This window comes from uncultured Psychroserpens sp. (assembly GCF_947494225.1).
Lineage (GTDB): Bacteria > Bacteroidota > Bacteroidia > Flavobacteriales > Flavobacteriaceae > Psychroserpens.
Genome location: NZ_CANLUG010000005.1, coordinates 162,955 through 182,201, shown reverse-complemented (window position 1 = coordinate 182,201; position 19,247 = coordinate 162,955). Strand labels below are relative to the sequence as shown.

18 protein-coding genes are annotated in these 19,247 nt (G+C 34.2%); 8 read left to right on the top strand and 10 right to left on the bottom strand.

Features of this window, described 5'->3' with window-relative positions:
• Nucleotides 1-75: 75 nt before the first annotated feature.
• The 5 genes from Q0893_RS12970 to Q0893_RS12950 are packed head-to-tail and all read left to right on the top strand — an operon-like array spanning nucleotide 76 to nucleotide 3,540.
• Nucleotides 76-702 (top strand): hypothetical protein, encoded by a 627-nt coding sequence (locus tag Q0893_RS12970; protein WP_298903266.1) that lies wholly within the window; start codon nucleotides 76-78, stop codon nucleotides 700-702.
• A gap of 5 nt (nucleotides 703-707) precedes the next feature.
• A complete protein-coding gene (locus tag Q0893_RS12965) occupies nucleotides 708-2,051 on the top strand; it encodes a 2TM domain-containing protein (protein ID WP_298903268.1) in 1,344 nt (447 codons plus the stop codon).
• Between the two features lie 12 nt (nucleotides 2,052-2,063).
• Nucleotides 2,064-2,396, top strand: coding sequence for a 2TM domain-containing protein (locus Q0893_RS12960; RefSeq protein WP_298903269.1), 333 nt, complete (start codon nucleotides 2,064-2,066; stop codon nucleotides 2,394-2,396).
• A gap of 4 nt (nucleotides 2,397-2,400) precedes the next feature.
• Entirely contained in the window at nucleotides 2,401-2,754 is a 354-nt protein-coding gene (locus Q0893_RS12955; protein WP_298903271.1) for a 2TM domain-containing protein, read from the top strand.
• A gap of 27 nt (nucleotides 2,755-2,781) precedes the next feature.
• Complete coding sequence (locus tag Q0893_RS12950; protein WP_298903272.1) at nucleotides 2,782-3,540, top strand: LytTR family DNA-binding domain-containing protein; 759 nt, start codon at nucleotides 2,782-2,784, stop codon at nucleotides 3,538-3,540.
• On the opposite strand, the gene Q0893_RS12945 is transcribed toward Q0893_RS12950, so the two are convergent.
• Both Q0893_RS12945 and Q0893_RS12940 read right to left on the bottom strand, forming a co-directional pair.
• Nucleotides 3,537-3,977: a J domain-containing protein gene (locus Q0893_RS12945; RefSeq protein ID WP_298903275.1), complete on the bottom strand. Its 441-nt coding sequence runs from the start codon at nucleotides 3,975-3,977 to the stop codon at nucleotides 3,537-3,539. The genes Q0893_RS12950 and Q0893_RS12945 overlap by 4 nt on opposite strands.
• Before the next feature lie 7 nt (nucleotides 3,978-3,984).
• Entirely contained in the window at nucleotides 3,985-5,004 is a 1,020-nt protein-coding gene (locus Q0893_RS12940) for a hypothetical protein (RefSeq protein WP_298903276.1), read from the bottom strand.
• Between the two features lie 150 nt (nucleotides 5,005-5,154).
• Between Q0893_RS12940 and Q0893_RS12935 the strand changes: the two genes are divergently transcribed.
• Complete coding sequence (locus Q0893_RS12935) at nucleotides 5,155-6,759, top strand: lipocalin-like domain-containing protein (protein ID WP_298903277.1); 1,605 nt, start codon at nucleotides 5,155-5,157, stop codon at nucleotides 6,757-6,759.
• On the opposite strand, the gene Q0893_RS12930 is transcribed toward Q0893_RS12935, so the two are convergent.
• From Q0893_RS12930 to Q0893_RS12910, 5 genes are all read right to left on the bottom strand, one after another.
• A complete protein-coding gene (locus tag Q0893_RS12930) occupies nucleotides 6,760-7,947 on the bottom strand; it encodes an LETM1-related biofilm-associated protein (RefSeq protein ID WP_298903279.1) in 1,188 nt (395 codons plus the stop codon). It lies immediately after the preceding gene.
• Between the two features lie 57 nt (nucleotides 7,948-8,004).
• On the bottom strand, nucleotides 8,005-8,445 hold the full coding sequence (locus tag Q0893_RS12925; protein ID WP_298903280.1) for a nucleoside deaminase: 441 nt from the start codon (nucleotides 8,443-8,445) through the stop codon (nucleotides 8,005-8,007).
• A 273-nt stretch (nucleotides 8,446-8,718) separates the two neighbouring features.
• Nucleotides 8,719-9,066: a hypothetical protein gene (locus Q0893_RS12920; RefSeq protein WP_298903282.1), complete on the bottom strand. Its 348-nt coding sequence runs from the start codon at nucleotides 9,064-9,066 to the stop codon at nucleotides 8,719-8,721.
• A 10-nt stretch (nucleotides 9,067-9,076) separates the two neighbouring features.
• The gene (locus tag Q0893_RS12915) at nucleotides 9,077-9,928 is read right to left on the bottom strand and encodes a hypothetical protein (protein WP_298903284.1); all 852 of its coding nucleotides are present in this window, start codon (nucleotides 9,926-9,928) and stop codon (nucleotides 9,077-9,079) included.
• Between the two features lie 197 nt (nucleotides 9,929-10,125).
• On the bottom strand, nucleotides 10,126-10,749 hold the full coding sequence (locus Q0893_RS12910) for a superoxide dismutase family protein (RefSeq protein ID WP_298903286.1): 624 nt from the start codon (nucleotides 10,747-10,749) through the stop codon (nucleotides 10,126-10,128).
• 147 nt (nucleotides 10,750-10,896) lie between these two features.
• Here Q0893_RS12910 and hemN point away from each other — a divergent pair, with 147 nt between their 5' ends.
• A complete protein-coding gene (hemN, locus tag Q0893_RS12905) occupies nucleotides 10,897-12,261 on the top strand; it encodes an oxygen-independent coproporphyrinogen III oxidase (protein ID WP_299276230.1) in 1,365 nt (454 codons plus the stop codon).
• Between the two features lie 72 nt (nucleotides 12,262-12,333).
• Nucleotides 12,334-13,155, top strand: a complete 822-nt coding sequence (locus Q0893_RS12900; protein WP_298903288.1) for a universal stress protein — start codon at nucleotides 12,334-12,336, stop codon at nucleotides 13,153-13,155.
• A 95-nt stretch (nucleotides 13,156-13,250) separates the two neighbouring features.
• Here the strand turns inward: Q0893_RS12900 and Q0893_RS12895 are convergent, their stop codons facing one another.
• From Q0893_RS12895 to deoD, 3 genes are all read right to left on the bottom strand, one after another.
• Nucleotides 13,251-15,203, bottom strand: a complete 1,953-nt coding sequence (locus Q0893_RS12895) for an alpha/beta fold hydrolase (protein ID WP_298903289.1) — start codon at nucleotides 15,201-15,203, stop codon at nucleotides 13,251-13,253.
• A gap of 15 nt (nucleotides 15,204-15,218) precedes the next feature.
• Nucleotides 15,219-18,422, bottom strand: a complete 3,204-nt coding sequence (locus tag Q0893_RS12890; protein ID WP_299276225.1) for a hypothetical protein — start codon at nucleotides 18,420-18,422, stop codon at nucleotides 15,219-15,221.
• Between the two features lie 114 nt (nucleotides 18,423-18,536).
• Nucleotides 18,537-19,238, bottom strand: coding sequence for a purine-nucleoside phosphorylase (gene deoD / locus Q0893_RS12885; protein ID WP_298903293.1), 702 nt, complete (start codon nucleotides 19,236-19,238; stop codon nucleotides 18,537-18,539).
• Between the last annotated feature and the right edge of the window lie 9 nt (nucleotides 19,239-19,247).

The window sequence follows — 19,247 nt, the reverse complement described above, 5'->3', positions numbered from 1 at the left end:
TCAAAAGGGTAGTTCGTATAGGATATTTGCTCTATCAAACAACACTGAAAGATTTTTCAGATAAAACAAACCATTATGAACACAGCAGTTAAAATATTAATATTTCTTTTATTTAGCCAGGTGCTTTCGGCTCAGACCAATTTTGAAAAAGGAATGCAAAAAGCGTTTGCACTTTGGCAAGACAATAAGACCGACGAAGCAGAAAATATGTTTGAGCGTATTTCAAAAGCAGAGTCAGATCAATGGTTACCGCATTATTATATTGCACAAATAAATAGTTTAAAAAGTTGGTCAGAAAAAGACGAGAACATTTTAAAAGCACAATTAGATAAAGCGCAAGAACATATTAATAGCGCTATAGCAATTAGTAAGGATAATCCAGAAATTTTAGTGATGCAAGCACAAGTACTAACTAATTGGGTGGCTTTTGATGGAATGACGTATGGAATGAAATACGGCGGAAAAATAGCCGAACTTTACAATCAGGCCTATAAGTTAAATCCTAAAAACCCGAGAGTCGTTTTTGGTAAGGCCGAATGGGGTATGGGAAGTGCTAAATACTTTGGCCAAGATACAAAACCCTATTGCGCAGAAATGGAAAAATCCATTGAACTTTTCACTAACTTTAAACCAGAAAGTGATTTACACCCAAATTGGGGAAAAGAACGTGCAGAACAAGTAATTAAATCTTGTAAAGAGTAAGCATTATGAGAAAATCAATTAAAAATATCATTCTAACCTTTGTCATTGGATGCGTTGTATTTGTTATCGGACAAGCATTATCTGACGGTTTTAATTACAAAACAGTTAATGCGTTTTTAATTGATTTCGGATTTTACCAATTGTACGCTTTTGTATTAGGATATTCTAACATGGCTTTCTTTGATTATATGGAAGGTCGTTCTTGGAAAAAGGGAGATACCATAAAGCGCATATTAGTTGGAGTTATTGGGTCGACGGTAATTACGTTAATAGCATTGTTTCTTCTAAGAACATTTATAAGTGTCGTCATATACGGTGTATCATTTAGTGCATTTATTGAACGAGAAACGTGGGAAGGATATGCTTTCGGGCTTTGGATTACGTTAAGTATTGTTTCTATATTTCATGTGATATTTTTCTATAATAGATACCAGAAAAATAAAATCAAAGAACAGAAAGTAATCGCAGGAGCAGCAAGCGCAAAATTCGATGCTTTAAAAAATCAATTGGATCCACATTTTCTCTTCAACAGTTTAAATGTATTAACGAGTTTAATAGAAGAGAACCCCAAAAATGCTCAAAAGTTTACAACGTCATTATCTAAAGTATATCGTTATGTCTTAGAGCAGAAAAACAAGGACCTAATAACAGTAGATGAAGAATTAGATTTTGCTAGAACCTATATGTCGCTTTTAAAAATGCGCTTTGAAGATAGTATTGTCTTTGAAATACCAAATAAAGCAACAAACCCAGAAAGTAAAGTTGTACCGTTATCACTTCAGTTATTATTAGAAAATGCTGTAAAGCATAATATGGTAACTAGCAGTAGACCTTTACATATTAAAATATTTGAAGATCAAGGGATGCTTGTCGTGCAAAATAATCTTCAACCCAAACAAATTGTAAAAAAGAGCAGTGGTGTTGGCTTAGAAAATATCAAACAACGCTATAAATTATTATCAAATAAAAAAGTATCAATCAATCAAGAAGCAAAACGTTTTGCAGTCGCAATACCAATGCTCACAAAACAAGTAACAATCATGAAAGCAATAGAACCAAAGTCAAAATTTGACGACAGATATGTAAGAGCGCGAAAACGCGTCGAAGAACTTAAAGAATTTTATTACAGCTTGCTGTCTTACTGCATCGTAATTCCATTTTTAGCCTTTGTTAATTATTATACATCATGGCATTACCAATGGTTTTGGTGGCCAATGTTGGGGTGGGGAATAGGACTAACATTTCATGCCTTTAAAGTATTCGTTAATGATGGTGTTTTTGGAAGAAATTGGGAACGTAAGAAAATAGAGGAGTTTATGAAAGATGAAGAAGATAACCATTGGAGTTAAAAAGAAAAGATCATGAAAAATTACAATCAACCTAAGGAAGGTAAATATTTAAGAGCTAAGAGTAAAGTAGACAGAATACGTGGTTTTTATGGACATTTACTAGCTTACTTAATCGTAAACACTTTTATAACAATAATGAAGGTTACCAGAAATTTAAATAATGGCGAATCTTTTAGTGAATCATTTTTTGAGTTTCCCACGTTTGCGCTTTGGTTTATTTGGGGTGTAGGCTTAGGCATTCATGCTTTTGCAACTTTTGGAATCGACTATATTTTAGGTAAAAACTGGGAAGATAAGCGTATACAGAAGTATATGGACGAGGAAGAAGAGAAATTTAATTTTTAAGACTATGGAAAATTACAATATAGAGCCTTATGATGAGTTGGAAGCACAAAATAGATTTGTGAAAGAAGAAGCATATTTAAGAGCCAAAAAGAGATTAGATAAGGTTATAGGTTTTTACTGGCATTTGGCCATATACATCATAGTAAATATTTTTTTAATCATACTCATAGGTACCAATACCGATGAAGGCTTTTGGTTCTTTGGAACTTTTGCCACGCCATTATTTTGGGGTATAGGTTTGTTATTCCATTTCTTAGGAGTCTTTGGTCCAAATTTTATATTTGGTAAAAACTGGGAGAAAAGGAAAATACAAGAGTATATGGAAAAAGATAGAGAGAAGTTTAATCGCTACGAATAACATTTAATAAACTACCACAAAATAAGTATGAGAGTTATCATTATTGAAGACGAAAAACCATCAGCAAGACGTTTAAAACGTATGCTTGCAGAAGTACAAATTGAAACCGATATTATGTTACATTCTGTAGAGGAATCTATTGATTGGTTTCAAAATAATGAGCATCCTGATTTGATATTTTTAGATATTCAACTTAGTGATGGCTTATCGTTCGAAATCTTTGAAACGGTTGAAATTAAATCTGCTGTAATATTCACGACAGCTTATGATGAATACGCTTTGCAGGCTTTTAAACTCAATAGTATTGATTATCTGTTAAAGCCTATTGATGAAGATGATTTGGAGAAAGCTGTATCAAAATTTAAGGATCGTGCGCCCAAAAAGCAGCAAGCAGTTACTCTAGATTTTAATGATATCAAAAAACTATTAGTTAATCCAATAGAGCGCGAATATAAGAAGCGTTTTTCGGTTAAGGTTGGTCAACATCTAAAATTGATTAATATTGATGATATTGAATGTTTTTATAGCGAAAACAAAGGAACTTATGCGTTTACATCGGAAGGCAGGAATTACCTCTTAGATACCACTTTAGAACAGTTGGAGGATGAATTAGAACCACATAAATTTTTTAGAATTAGTCGGAAATTTTATGTCAATGTTAATGCCATAGCTGATATGGTAAGTTATACCAATTCTAGACTTCAAATAAAACTAAATACATTTAAGGAGCAGGATGTTATTGTTGCAAGAGAGCGTGTTAAGGATTTTAAAGAATGGCTCTCTTAAAAGATATCGAAAATATCACCCAAAGAATCGCCAAGATCTTCTAATATATCACCAGCACCAGAAAACAAACCACCACCTGTTTCTAAAAAGATGTCTAGAAGTAATAGTTCGGTAAGTGATGTACGCCAATAGTCGTCAGATTTTTTCTTAGATTCCTTTTTCCAATCTTTATATTGTTTTTCCTCTTCTTTTGGAGCAATTATAACTGGTTTGTTTGTTTCTGAAGCATTCAATAATCTATCGTAGGCTTCTCGTTTTTTGGGATTAGATAAAATATCGAAACCTTCAACAAGCTGATCAAAACGTGCACGTGCACCTGGAGCAGAATTTTTGTCGGGATGATACATAGCAATTTCTTGTCGGAATGCTTTTTTAATCGTTTCTAAATCGGCCAATTTGTCAATATGTAAGAGTTGATAGTAATTATGTAATTCCATGATTTGATTATTTTGAAAGATGACACTCCAACTGTGATTTGAACTGTTGACGATTATCCACAAACAAGAGTAACTTCGTATAAGGTTTTGGTTTTCCGTAGATAAATTGAAGGGTATGAGGTGTTTTGGTATAAATAACCATATTACTATGCTCTAGCTCACCAAATAGCGACAGTGTTTTTGTGCCCTTATTTTTATCAAAACTCGAGGCATCAGCAAATTCAATACGCTCAATAGCACTAAAAGGAATAATGGTTTCACTTAACATTCCAAATCGTAATACCAAATGATCATTACCAACAACAATTGGTCGTTTTGGCACAGATCTAATGATGCCAATTAATTGTAACGCAGAATAAAAACTTAAGATGGTCAATACCCAAGCAACCGTAGGGCTCCATGTTGTCATAAGCAAATGAACAGTTATCATTTCAATGCCTACTACAAAGATAATGGCAGTTAACGTAGACAAAATACCCGATCCTTTATAATTTGAAAACTCATTTGAAGCGAGTTTGATTTTTTTGAAATTAAAAAAGCCATAGTACAACAAAGCGATTTCGTTAGCAACAAGTTTTGCAACTGTCCTAGGAAATAAAGTTTTACAAGTATCTAAAAGTGCACTGTAAAAATCTTCTTCTTGGTTTACAGTGTTTTTATAAATTTTAATGGCCTTTCTAAGTTTAAAAATTACAACACTTAATACGCTTATTTCTATAATAGGAATCAACCAAATTTTTACAGTATTCAAAAGATCTTGGTTTTCTAGAGGAATAGTATATGAGGCTATAATAACACATGCAATTAAAAATGGAGCAATAGTGAAATTAGAAATGTTTTGTTTTCGTATTAATAAGAAATATATCACAGGAATTGTGATGATAAAATCAATAGTAATAAAGGCAGATAGCTGGTTTTGATTAGCCAAAAATGCACTAGAATTTAAAAGAATAACTAAGCCAAGTAGCAGTATTAAAGGAATTAAAAAGGCTATAGCATTTGGCTTTAAGAGTGTAGTTTTAGTCATATCTATCCACTTTTAATTATCATCTATAGGACGCAGTATAACGTAAATTGTTACGTTTTTTTGCACTTAAAACTTTAAAAATGGCGAATCAACTGAAATATTTGCCCTAAGATTCTTAAAGTTATAGATTTCATCAACAAAAATTTAGCTATGAAACTTAAATTCAGTCTATTACTCATTTTATGTAGCATCTGTTTATCAGGCTTTGCTCAAGATTGGAAAGTGTATCCCTATTCGCCAAGTGGTCAAATAGCGTTCCCATTAGATGAAGGACGTCATGCAACCGAACCTATAGAATGGTGGTATACGGCAGGGCATGTTGTAGGGGAAACAACAGGAAAGAGTTACAGTTTTATGTATACTTTTTTTCATTATCCGCAGTCGGGATTTGATGGGTTTAGAATTTTAAACATTACAGACGACCAAACTGGGACTTTCCTACAGGATGTTAAACCTCTTAATTATACCACACTGTCTACTACTGATTTTGATATTGAGGCCTCGGTGTTTTTGGCAGGTACAGAATCTTGGCGAAATAAAAAAGACATCAATAACCTTCCAATTCCATTTGAATATGAGCTATTTGCATTGACTTCAAACGCTGGTTTAGATATTGAATTTGAAACTTTAAAGCGACCATTAATTCTGGGTGATGATGGTTATTTAAATCAAGGAGAGAGCAATTATACATACTATTACTCCCAAACCATGAATGCTATAACAGGTTCAATTACGTTTAATGGTTTAACAGAAATGGTTACTGGAACAGGTTGGATAGATCGTCAATATGGAAATTTTAATCCTTTAACTGGAGAGAAATATGAATGGTTTAGTATGCAACTTTCTAATGGCATGGATTTAAATCTATGGAATATTTTTACACCAGATCGATTAATTCCAAACAATGATAAGTACAAAATTTTATCGGCTTATGTTGATGAGAATACACAGTATACTTCAGACGATTTTCAAATTGAACGTTTAGCGTTTAACTGTATGCCTGATGATGAGCGCTGTTATTCTAAACAATGGCGATTAACGTCATCTATGAATAATTTAGATTTGATTATTACAACCTTACACGATAATACCGAAGTACAATTACCGTTTCGTTTTTTTGAAGGTGCAACCTCTGTGTCTGGAACAGTAAATGGTGTCGCCGTTACTGGTATTGGCTTTGCAGAGTTGTTGCATAGTTATGAAGATCCAGAAGTTACAATTACGGCACCTGTAGGAGGAATTTATGATAGTGCTTTACCGATTACTTGGAGTCTAAATAATCCTGATGACGGCCGACCAATTTTTTATGATTTGGAATATAGTATCGATGACCAAAATAATTTTAATCCAATAGCATCCGGACTTACAAGTCCAATGTATTTATGGGAGAGTCCATCCATTTCCGATGGTGATGACCTTTGGTTTAAGATTACTGCATATTCTATTGATGGTGTGCTAAATAATAGTGTTGTTAGTTCATCTTCATCTTCGGCAACACTTTCTGTAAACCAAGTTTTTTCAAACAAAATTAAGGCCTATCCAAATCCTACTAAGAATGTTTTTAATGTAGAATTTGATACGCCTCAACAAGGTCATTATGCGATTGTAGATGTTAACGGACGTACAATTTTATCTTCTGACATAATAAGCACAAATCATATTGTTGTGTCAACAAAACTTTTGAAATCGGGAGTGTATTTCATGATTTTGGAAACAGAAGAAGGACAAGCAAACTTAAGAGTTGTGAAACAATAATTAATCTTCAATACGGTTGTCATCAAATGCTGATGGCAATAAATTTGGAATTAATTTCGCAAAAAGTGGCAATAAAATAGCGCCTCCAGGAAGTAAAAAAATAGCCAAACTAGGTACAGTTTTTAAAATATCTAAAAGCTGAGTCTGCATTTGCTTTTGTTCCTCTTTACTTAAATCGGAATGGGTTGATTTTGAAATGAGAAGCATCAACTCTTTACTTTGCTTCATCTCTTTTACCAAGCGTTTACTATTTCGTCTAATCAATTTATTTACCAATTGTGAAGAGTTTTCGTAGAAATTACCCATAGGATTGGTTTGCAAAAATAACATCACCTCCTTTTTATGTTTGTCATGAAATTTAGATACACACAGTATAGAATCTTGTACTTCTGAAATTTCTATTGACAATAGTTTGGCTAATTGCTTCAAAAATTGGTATTCAGATTTTTCTAGTATTTCATCGTCCCAAACAGACAAACACATGAGATCAATGAGATATTTCTTTTCATTAAAATTAATGTTGTAGTTGATATCATAGATGAGGTCTTCAATTTCAGTGCTGTCGTCTTCAAGAAAAGAGGTAGAGGATTCGAAAATATCAATAATCTCCTTATCATAATCTGTAATTTTACTTTTAGAATTTAGTGATTGATATAACGTTCCTACGATAATACTCTCTAAATTGGCCGCATAGGCTTTTGGATCAACTTGCTGAGATAAATATTGGTCAAATGAAAGCACATCTACAAATAACAAGGAATTAGTAATAGACTTATTAAAGTTTCTCATTAATATATTGTCATCTATCTGAATGCGATCATGAATAAGACGTTCTAACATAGAACTTTGACTTTTGCCAATAACTAGTTTGTCCCAAAGTGATAAATCTGAAACTTCAAGAGATTTATAAAATGATAATAAATCTTTTATAAAGGTTTTTGTAGAAAATGTAGCGTTATGAAAATGATAAATATGATAAAGGCCTGTGATGAGGTTGACTTTGGCTAGCTCGTCTTCCGAGTAGTTGTGAATTCGATCTATTTTATCTGTAATATCAACATTAACCCCATAGATAAATCCATAGTTTTTTAAACTACTATAGAGTTTTTTATAATTCTCAAATGGGATTCCCTTTTTAGATATTTGAGAACAAAATTTTTCAATCCAACCACTAGCAGATGGGTTCATTTCTTTGATTTTAAAGACAGCGTAAAGTTAGTTTTTTATTTGAACTCAATTTTAAAATTATACACCAATATCTTCATTCCACAATTCTGGTTTGTTATTTATGAATTTTGTCATCATTTCGATACAATCTTTATCGTTCATAACAATAACTTCAACACCTTTAGATCTTAATAAATCTTCTTCACCCATAAATGTTTGATGTTCTCCAATGACTACTTTTGGTATACCATATAGTAAAATTGTTCCTGTGCACATTGGGCAAGGTGATAATGTCGTATATAATGTGCTTTCTCTATAAATAGCAGCTTTTTGCCTTCCTGCATTTTCTAAAGCATCCATCTCACCATGTAAAATTACACTGCCTTCTTGAACCCGTCTATTATGTCCTTTACCTAAAATTTTATTGTTATGCACAATTACAGATCCTATTGGGATTCCACCTTCCTGTAGCCCTAATTTAGCTTCCTTAATAGCTTCTTCTAAAAATATATCTTTCATATCAAAATAGGTTCATTATGAAGGTTAATGTTTTACTTGGGCTCAAATAGTTTACTTATTTAGTAGTGTTAAAAAAATATTTATAAACTATAAACACTGTACCCTGAAGAATAGCATCTAAGATTCCTAGAACAATAGTTCTTTCTGTTGAGGTTTCATGATACAACAAATAATATAGTACCCAAAAAAAAGCAACTTGTGAGCAGGCCACTAGCAATCCTTGGACAATTAAGTTAAAGAAAAATCGATATATTTTTATTTTGTCATCCATAATTAAATTGAGGCTTTTTCGGTTCTATATGTACTCGATAATTTATAAAAGGTATTAGGACTTAAGTCTTCTTTTTTAAACTCATATTTGTCTGCTTCATTCAACTGGCAATTTTGACAAACAATAGTGTCTGGAATGTCTTCAAAACGCTCTGCAGAAACTATGGTCGAATTATCATTTGGACATCTCAACTCAATGTATTTATCAAAAAAACCGCGCTTTACAGCTGCGTCACAAAGTTTGCGAGCGATTCTAGAATTAACATTAAAAAAACTCCTGATATTCTCAGTATAAACTCTGTCTGGGTCAGTGTCTTCAATAATTCGTTTTTTTGCCGATAAAAAGCTCATATAATACGGTTTACTTATTGTACTTTAAGATGTCTAATATAACATTTATATTGCTATCGTTGGTTTTAGGATAAAGTGGAAATGCAATTGTGCCGTCTTTAGGTTCTATTCTAAATCGTTTAGAAAAATCACCATCGTTTAGAAAACAAAAATTGGTTTTAGTAATCTCTGATTTCATAATTTGCTCATATAATTTGGGGTACGCTTTTTTTAAGGTGTATGATTCATCCATGGTTACCTTAGAAGAAGACTTAGGTTTCTTCCAATCTGCCTGAAGCGCATCAATAATATCCTTATCCCACATATGTTTTATACCTTTATGTAAATCTACTGGAGAAAAATGTAATTTATTTTTGGTTTTGCAAATGTCAAGAAATTCTAGTTCGTCTAAAGTCCTTTGCGATTGAAGCAATTCTAATCCTTCAGGTAAATAAGGTGCAACATTACGTTCTAAAATAGTGAACTCAAAAATAGTTTCATCCTTCAGTTGGGTTATTTTTATAGGCCAAGGAAAACTGAAATCTAACTCTTGATAGGGTTGAATAACTTTAATATTATGATTCGATTTAATAATATAAAAATTTTCAGTACCAAGGCTAGTCGATTCAACTTTTGAGTAAAGAACATCAAATGATGTGCTTAAATCAATCTTGCTAGAAATCTTTTCGAAAATATGAACATGTTTTCGTGTAAATCCAAAGTTCGAATAACAATAATCATAAATATCTTCCTCAGGTGTCTGAGACAATATATCATCAATGAGTTCAGCTCTATTTTTGGCCTTTTCACCAAAATGAGACTTAACATTATTATATGGATATAATCTCAATACTCTATTGAGTAGCTCTTTTTTACTGTTCAAATTGTAAAAAATTAATAATTAATTATACAAAATACTATAGGGAAATTCAACGTACAAGTTAATAAAAAAAGCGCTAAACATTTGTTTAACGCTCTTTAAAAAGTCATTTCTTTTTCATTAAGATTGTGTTACCGTACTTAGTATATACCTAATACTAGAGTTGGTGCAAGATACTACAACTTGATTTCAAAGTAATTTTATTCTATAATGCCACCACAACTTACGCGGCTTCCAGCTGCACCCGACGGTTGCGATGTGAAATCGTCAACACCTTGATGTACAATAATGGCTTTTCCTATAATGTCTTTGGTTTCATCACCACAGCCAATGCACCACTCATCAGTAACCTTTGTAATGGTTGCATGACCTTTTTCGTTCGCCGTGAAATTTCCAATGTCTCCTTTATGATATCCTGAGTCGTTTCCCCATTTTCCATGTGGCTGTCCCGTAGGATTCCAATGACCTCCAGACGATTTTCCATCATCGGATGTACAGTCTGCTTTTTCATGAATATGAATAGCATGCTCACCTTCGGTCAATCCATCTAATACAGCAATCATAGTAACTACACCTTGATCTTGAGTAAATACTACATTTCCAGTAACATCACTATTACTTTTAGCTTCAAGCGAAAGTGTTACCTTCTTCTTATCCTTATAATAAGCTGGTTCGTCCTTTGCTGTTGGGCGTTTTGTTGTTTCTTCCTCTGGTGATGCCTCTACTTCAGTAGTTTCATTAGAGACGTCTTCTTTTTTATCTTTTTTACAAGAGAAGTTTAAGCATAAAGCCAAAATTGATATGTATAAAATAGAACGTTTCATTAAAAATTTGTTTTTAAGTGTTATTGAAGTTGAAAGATAGTCATTATTTGAAATGATATGAAATTTTTCAAATTATTTTCAGGATATGATATAAGTCATATTTTTTACAAACTAATGGACGTAATTTTGATTTATAATTGTTTAGGTATGTGCAATTCTTTAGTCAATAAGTATAATGTGGCAGGTCCACGTTATACGAGTTATCCAACAGTTCCGTATTGGGACAATCAATCGTTTTCATTAAAACAATGGAAATCGTCTTTATCTGTATCTTTTGATGAGAGTAACAATTCAGAAGGTATTAGTCTTTATATTCATTTACCTTATTGTGAGAGTATGTGTACGTTTTGTGGCTGTAATAAGCGCATTACAAAGCAGCATGATGTTGAGTTACCTTACATAAAAACGGTTTTGAAAGAATGGAGTCTATATTGCGAGCTTTTAAATGGTCGCCCAAAGATTAAGGAACTTCACCTAGGAGGTGGGACACCTACATTTTTTTCTCCTGAAAATTTAAGTGTATTGATAAAAGGGATCCTACGAAAGGCAGCGCTTGCCGAGCATTTTGAATTTAGTTTCGAAGGTCATCCCAATAATACAACGCATCAGCACCTTCAAACATTATTCGATTTAGGATTTTCCCGTGTGAGTTTCGGTGTTCAGGATTATAACGAGACAGTTCAAAAGGCTATTCATCGCGTGCAACCTTTCGAAAATGTGAAACAAGCAACGCGTTCAGCAAGAGCCATAGGTTATACATCTATTGGTCATGATATTATTTTTGGTCTCCCATTTCAGAATGAAGAGCATGTTGCTAAAACAATTGAACTCACAAAAGAACTGATGCCAGATCGCATAGCGTTTTATAGCTATGCTCACGTACCTTGGCTTAAAGGAAATGGGCAACGAGGTTTTAAGGAAGACGACTTGCCTTCGGGAACCTCTAAGCGTAAACAGTACGAATTAGGCAAAAGGTTGTTGAGTGAAGCGGGTTATCATGAAATTGGAATGGACCATTTTGCGTTAAAAACCGATTCATTATTTAAAGCCATGCAAGAACAGAAATTACATCGAAATTTTATGGGATATACGGCTTCTAAGACACAAGCCATGATAGGTTTAGGTGTGTCTTCTATAAGCGATAGTTGGTATGGTTTTTCTCAAAACGTAAAAGGCATTGAAGCGTACTGTCATTTAGTAGACCAAAATATTATTCCAGTATATAGAGGCCATATTTTAAATGATGAAGACCTTGTTGTACGACAGCATATACTCAATCTCATGTGTAATTTTGAAACAAGTTGGACAGAAAACACAGGGCATTTAGAAATGCTAAAAGACAGTGTATTCAAATTACGGGAAATGGAGGTTGACGGACTTGTAGAACTCCATAATAATAGCATTAAAGTGACACCCAAAGGGAGACCTTATGTTAGAAACATATGCATGGCGTTTGACGTATTACTCCAAAGAAAACAACCCGAAACTAGGTTGTTCTCAATGACTATTTAAATAAAGGTAAACTTATTCAAACGGTTTGAATAGGTTAAAAAAAATATAGATATAAACAAAAAAATGTATCAAATGGATAAGATAATTGTACCCATAGATTTTTCTGAGTATTCTGAGTATGCTTTAGAAACAGCAGCTATTCTTGCAAAGCGAAATAATGCTGAAATTTTAGCATTGCATATGCTTGAAATAGAACGTGGTCGTGTAACCGATTCTAATAATGAACACAATGAAAAAATGGTGTTCTTTTTGAAATTAGCCGAGCAAAAATTCGACGAGTTTTTAGCTAAGGAATTCCTTGATGGTGTAAATGTCACACCTATTGTAAAACACTTTAAAGTATTTAGTGAGGTTGCTGAAGTTGCTGAAGATCACAGTGCAGATATGATTGTAATGGGATCTCATGGAGCCAGCGGTTTGTCTGAAATATTTGTAGGTTCAAACACTGAAAAAGTAGTACGTCACTCTGAAATTCCAGTATTGGTCGTTAAGCAAAAACCGTCAAAATTAAACTTTGATACTGTCACATTTGCCAGTGATTTTTCTACAGAAATGGTAGAGCCTTATGTGAAAGCACGTCAATTGTTTAACAATCTCAAATTGATACATGTTAATGTGCCAGGTGAAGGGTTTAGTAGTTCAATGGAAATGGAGTCTAAGGTGGCCGATTTTCTTCAAAAGGCCGATGGAAATTTAGATAAATTAAATGATGTGCATTACACTTCAGATTATACAGTAGAGAAAGGGATTTTAAATGCTTCAAATCTATTGGGAGCCGATTTAATAGCTGTTCCAACGCATGGAAGAAAAGGTTTGGCTCATTTTTTTACAGGCAGCGTTTCTGAAGATGTTGCCAATCATGCATCACTTCCAGTAATCACTTTTAAAATTTAGTTTTAGTTCGTTTTAGTTAGTTATTAGAGCATTTACTAAAACAAAAAAAGCTTGAGCAATTTGCTCAAGCTTTTGATTTTTTATCTTCAACTACATTAGTTAGCGTCTTCAACTTCAATTTCGGTACTTTCAGTATCACCATCAACTGGCGCTTTATCGTTTTTAAGATGTTTATCTAAAAACTTTAAAATTCTACTGTAAGATTCTATCTGGTTTTCTTTCTTTACAAAACCATGACCTTCATCTTCAAATAAAACATACTCAACAGGTACATTATTCTTTCTCACACCTGCCACAATTTCATCAGATTCTACCTGTAATACTCTTGGGTCTTGTGCACCTTGCAGTACAATTAAAGGTTTTGTTACTTTATCTGTATGAAACAATGGAGAAATACGCTTTAAACGAACAGAATCTGCAGAGAAAGGGTCTCCTAATTCTTTGTATAAAGATTCTCTAAATGATTCCCAATATGGAGGAATACTTTTTAATGTACGTATCCAATTAGTTACGCCAAATAGGTTCACACCAACATCAAATTCTTCTGGTGTATAAGTTAAAGCAGCCATAGTCATATAACCACCATATGAACCTCCAATGATACCAATTTTATCGCCATCAATCTCAGATTGTCTAGCTAGCCAATTTTTACCTTCTACACAATCTTGTAGATCTTTTTCACCATGGTTTAAATCATCCATTTGAAAGAATGTTTTTCCATAACCACTGCTTCCACGATTATTAACAGCTAACACGGCATAGCCATGATTAACCATATATTGAATTAAAGAACTAAAACCTTGACGTGTTTGCCCTCCAGGTCCACCGTGAACCCATACCATAGCTGGTACTTTGTTCTCTGATGATGCCTGATGCGGTAAATAGTAAATTGCAGGAATAACAGTACCATCAAAGGACTTAAATCGAATCACTTTAGCGGTTACTAGATCTTCGGCATTAATTTCATCATTTAATACATTAGTGAGTTTGTGTTGTTCTTTCGTATTAAAGTTGTAGGTGTATAAATCGGATGGTGCGTTAGACCCTCCAACATACATGCGCATCCATTGCTCATCATCACTAAAACTAACGCTTGTAATACTTTTATCACCAAAGTCTGGCAAGTCTATCGGCATGGAGGTTTCTGTATCAATAATTTCTATGGCATTTTTTCCATCTTCATTAACATAAACTACCATATACGATCCATCAGATGTGAAACCACTTCCCATAATATCCCAAGATTTTTCAATGACTTTTTTCTTTTCTTTTGTGTTTAAGTCATAGGACATTAAATAAGAGAATTCTGCACCATCGTCTGTTGTATAGTAAAACACCGAATTGTCTTTTGAGAAATCTTGTGCTGAGTTTCCACTTAGATTATCATTAATTTTAGTCATTTCTTTAGTTGTAGCATCGTAAATAAATAAATCACTATCATTCGTGTTTACCGTTTTCGACAGGGCAAAATAATTTTCATCATCTGACATACCACTAAAATTAAGACCGTCATTATTTTGATAGATCATTTCAGAAGTATAACCATCAATGGACATTTTGTATACATCAAAGAACCTCGGATCTCTTTTATTAGAACCAAAATAGAGATGTTTGTCATCTTTAGACCAACCATAGAAGCTAGATTTGGCTCCTTTTTCGGGAGTAATATCTTTTATGGTACCATCTAATTCTCTCACAAAAAGGTGGTCTATTTCATCCCCATTTCCGTCGGCACGAAGTAACATTCTGTTATCATCAGGAAAGTAGGATTGTGCTACTATTGATGTGCTATCCGATTGTGTGATTGGAGTCATTTCTCCACCTTTAGATGGAATTGTATATACGTTGTAAATTCCTGAGCGATTACTCGAAACAAGTAAATTGCTATTGTCTGTAGAAAAACTTCCGCCACCAACGGCTTCGTTATCCATAAATTGCTCAATGGTGTATTGCGGAATTTCGCGTTCGGCAATGGTCTTGTCTTTGGCATCCTCTTTACATGAAAAGAGAAGTACTATTAGACATAATCCTAAGAGTTTTGTTTGCATAGTGATTGATTTTAGTTAATCTAATTTGAATGTTTTTAAGTCTTTAAAAGGGTTGGTTTTTACTTGTTCCATCTTTTCGCGGTAAGGCGCCCATTTGTCATTAAAGAATGTATTTACCTCTTCTATGACATTTTCTAAGGCAACTTTTGCGTTTTTGATTAATGTGGTCTCGGTTGTTGTTATCCCATTTTGTCTAGAACCTACGTAGCTTCTGGCAAGATTTAAGCGCTGCATAACAGTTACTTCTGGATTTCTTGTAATGCCTTGTCTGCTATCATCTTTACCTAAAAATGTATCAACAATACTATCGATACTTTTCATCACATTTTTAGAGGCTTTTATGTCTTCTTTGTACTTGTCTTTATCTAATTTACTAAGCACAGATTGATACTCTTTTGCAATGTTTTTACTCTCAACTAGTTGTTTTACTGCATCTGCCGCGGTTTGCTGCATTTGCTCTAAACGTTTATAGGTGTCATAAACTTCATTAATATCGGATATTGATGCGTTGATTCTAGGATCTAACTTTACATTAATCATTTCTTCTGATGACTGATCTCCAAAATGCATGACTGCTTTATAAGTGCCTGGTTTTACAGAGACACCTCCAGGTTCATTATTTCGTTTTCTAATGCGCTTTGATGGATAGTCTACTCCGGCTTCATTCATGAACCATGTCCATTTATACAGTCCTGTTGAATCTGGTGCTTTACGTTTTAATGATCTAATTAAACGATCACCATCATAAATTTTGAGATGTATAGAATCCCATTTTACTTTGGTTTTGGTTTCTTCCGAAGCCATGTCCTTAGTTTCTTCTTTTTTATTGCCAGCTTCTTTTTTCATGTCGTCGATTTTTATGAAATAAGATAGTATGGCTCCATAACCTCTATTTTCTCCACTGTATAATGCGTCACCACCAAAACGGCTACCAGTTGGTTGCTGATAGGCGGCTTGATAAGCCGTTGGAGGCGTAAAAAGTTCTAATTTTTGGTTAAGGACTTGCTTGTTTTTTGCTAGTGTTCGCAACGGGCGAATATCATCTAAAATCCAAGCCGCTCGCCCAAAAGTTCCAATAATTAAATCATGCTCACGAGGATGAATAACTAAGTCTTTTACAGAAACTGTTGGAAAACCATTAGTCCACTTAGTCCAAGTATCACCAGCATTAAAAGAGATATATAGTCCATCGTCGGTACCTAAAAACATTAAGTTTTTTTCTATAGGATCTTCAACAATAGATAGTGCATAACTTTCTACATCATTAGCATCGACAATACGTTGCCAAGTTTTTCCGTAGTCTTTAGTTCGGTAAGCGTAAGGTGTATAATTAAAGCGTCTATAATCGTTTGCAATGAGTAAGGCTTCTCCTTTGTTTTTATTAGAGGCTTTTATTTGTGCAATCCAACTTCCAGCAGGTAAGCCTTTGATGTTTTTAGAGACGTCATTCCAAGAATCACCACCATTGGTGGTGTAATGAACTTTTCCGTCGTCTGTTCCTACCCATAGCATGTTACGTTCAACAGGTGATGGCTCAATGACTAAAATGGTGGTATGATTTTCTGCTCCTGTAGCATCCATAGTAAGACCTCCACTTTCAGATTGTTTTTGTTTTTCAGGGTCATTTGTGGTTAAATCTGGAGAAATGACGGTCCATGTATCTCCCTTATCTGTAGATTTATGGACAAACTGACTTCCGAAGTAAAGTGTACTATTATTAAAAGGATCAATACTAATTGCAGCGTTCCAATTAAAACGTAGTCTTACTTCAGGATCTGGATGTGTTGGACGCACAGAATAGTTGTTTCCTGTTTGCCAGTCATAGCGACTTACAAACCCTTGTTGGCTCATAGACCATCCATATCTAGAATCGTCTTTATCTGGAACAACGTCAAAACCGTCTCCAAAGCTAATTTCTTGCCAATAACTATTACGAATACCTTGAGATCTCCATACGTATGCAGGACCTCTCCAAGATCCATTGTCTTGCATACCTCCATAGACGTTATATGGCGTTTCATTATCTACGTTGATGTGGTAAAATTGTGCGACAGGGAGGTTTCCAATAAATCGCCATGATTTTCCACCATCTTTGGTGATATTCATTCCTCCATCGTTACCATCTATCATAAAATTGCCATTTTCGGGATGAATCCACCAGGCGTGATGATCTGGATGAACACCGTTACTAACACCATAGGCAGGCATAAGTTGTGTAAAACTTTTACCGCCATCTTCAGATACATTTACATAGGTATATATTGAATAGACGCGATTTTCATTTTGAGGGTCTACATAGATTTCAGAATAATAAAAAGGTCTGTTACCAATATCATTTTTATTATTAATCATTCTCCAGTTAAATCCACCATCTTCACTTTTATATAGTGCATTTTTCTTGGCTTCAACTAAGGCATAAATCACATTGGGTTTGTTCGGGGCAATGGCTACACCAATACGTCCTAAATTCCCTTTTGGAAACCCTTCTTTGTCAGTAATTTTTTTCCAAGTTTTACCGCCATCATGTGTGATGTGTAAACCAGAACCTTCTCCGCCAGAATTGAAGAACCAAGGCTCGCGTTTGTGTTCCCAAAGTGCTGCAATTAATTTGTTAGGGTTTTTTGGGTCCATGACTAAATCTGCTGCTCCTGTTTTATTATTTGCAAACAAGATTTTAGTCCAAGTTTTACCACCATCTGTCGTTTTAAAAACGCCGCGTTCAGGATGCTCTCCCCAAGGCGAGCCTATTGCCGCAACGTAAACTATATCAGGATTTGTAGGGTCTATGATGACACGATGGATATGACGTGTTTTTTCGAGTCCCATGGGTTTCCAACTTTGACCACCATCTAAAGACTTAAAAATGCCATAACCTCCATTTAAACTGTTTCTTGGGTTACCTTCACCAGTTCCGGCCCAAATAACACTTGGGTTTGATTGTTGGATGGCTATAGCTCCAATAGATGCTGTAACTTGCTTGTCGAATATTGGGGTCCATGTAATTCCTCCAGATTCACTTTTCCAAAGACCACCAGAGGCAGTACCAACATACATGATGTCTGGATTAGAATGCACAGCGTCAATAGCTGTAACGCGTCCAGACATTCCACCAGGACCAATATTTCGTGGTGTCATGTTTTTTAATAGATCGAGAGAAACATCTTGAGCAAAGAGAGAAAGTGATGCTATAAAAAGCATCAGGAACGTTGTTTTTTTCATTTTTATCTTGATTAGTTGCTTTAAAGATACTAAAACATACTATTGATGATAAGTTAAAAAAGTTAAAACAACATCACAAATTGATTGAGGTTTGAGTTTTAAAAGGGAGAAACCTTAATTGAGTGTACTTAAAGCAATTTCTATCATTGTATTAAAAGTAGAGGCTCTTTCGTTGGCAGAAGTGTGTTGGTCGGTTACTAAAGAGTCTGAAATGGTTAATATTGAAAGCGCTTTTACATTATGTTTAGCCGCAATAGTGTATAGCCCAGCTGTTTCCATTTCAACACAGAGTACGCCGAATTCAGCCCACTTTTTAAAAGCATTTATGTCATCTTGATAGAATACATCAGAAGATAAAACATTACCAGCTTTTATATTAATACTATGGTTTTTTGCATATTCAGCGGCCTTCATAAAGAGTTCGAAATTTGCTGTTGGTGCATAATCTGCGTTTATAAATCTGGAATTGTTAATACCAGAATTAGAGGAGGCAGCCATGGCAATAACGATATCTCTAATCTTAATGCCTTCTTGGTACGAACCAGCCGAACCCACACGTATTAAATTCTTTACACCATAATCGTTAATGAGCTCATGACAATAAATTAAACATGAAGGTATTCCCATTCCTGTGCCTTGTACAGACACTCTTTTTCCTTTGTAATGTCCAGTATAGCCTAACATGCCTCTTACGTCATTATAAAGGCTTGGGTCTTCTAAAAAGGTTTCGGCAATCCACTTTGCTCTCATTGGATCTCCTGGAAGTAATACAGTTTCCGCGATATCTCCAAAAGCTGCTTCAATATGTGTACTCATTCGTTTGGT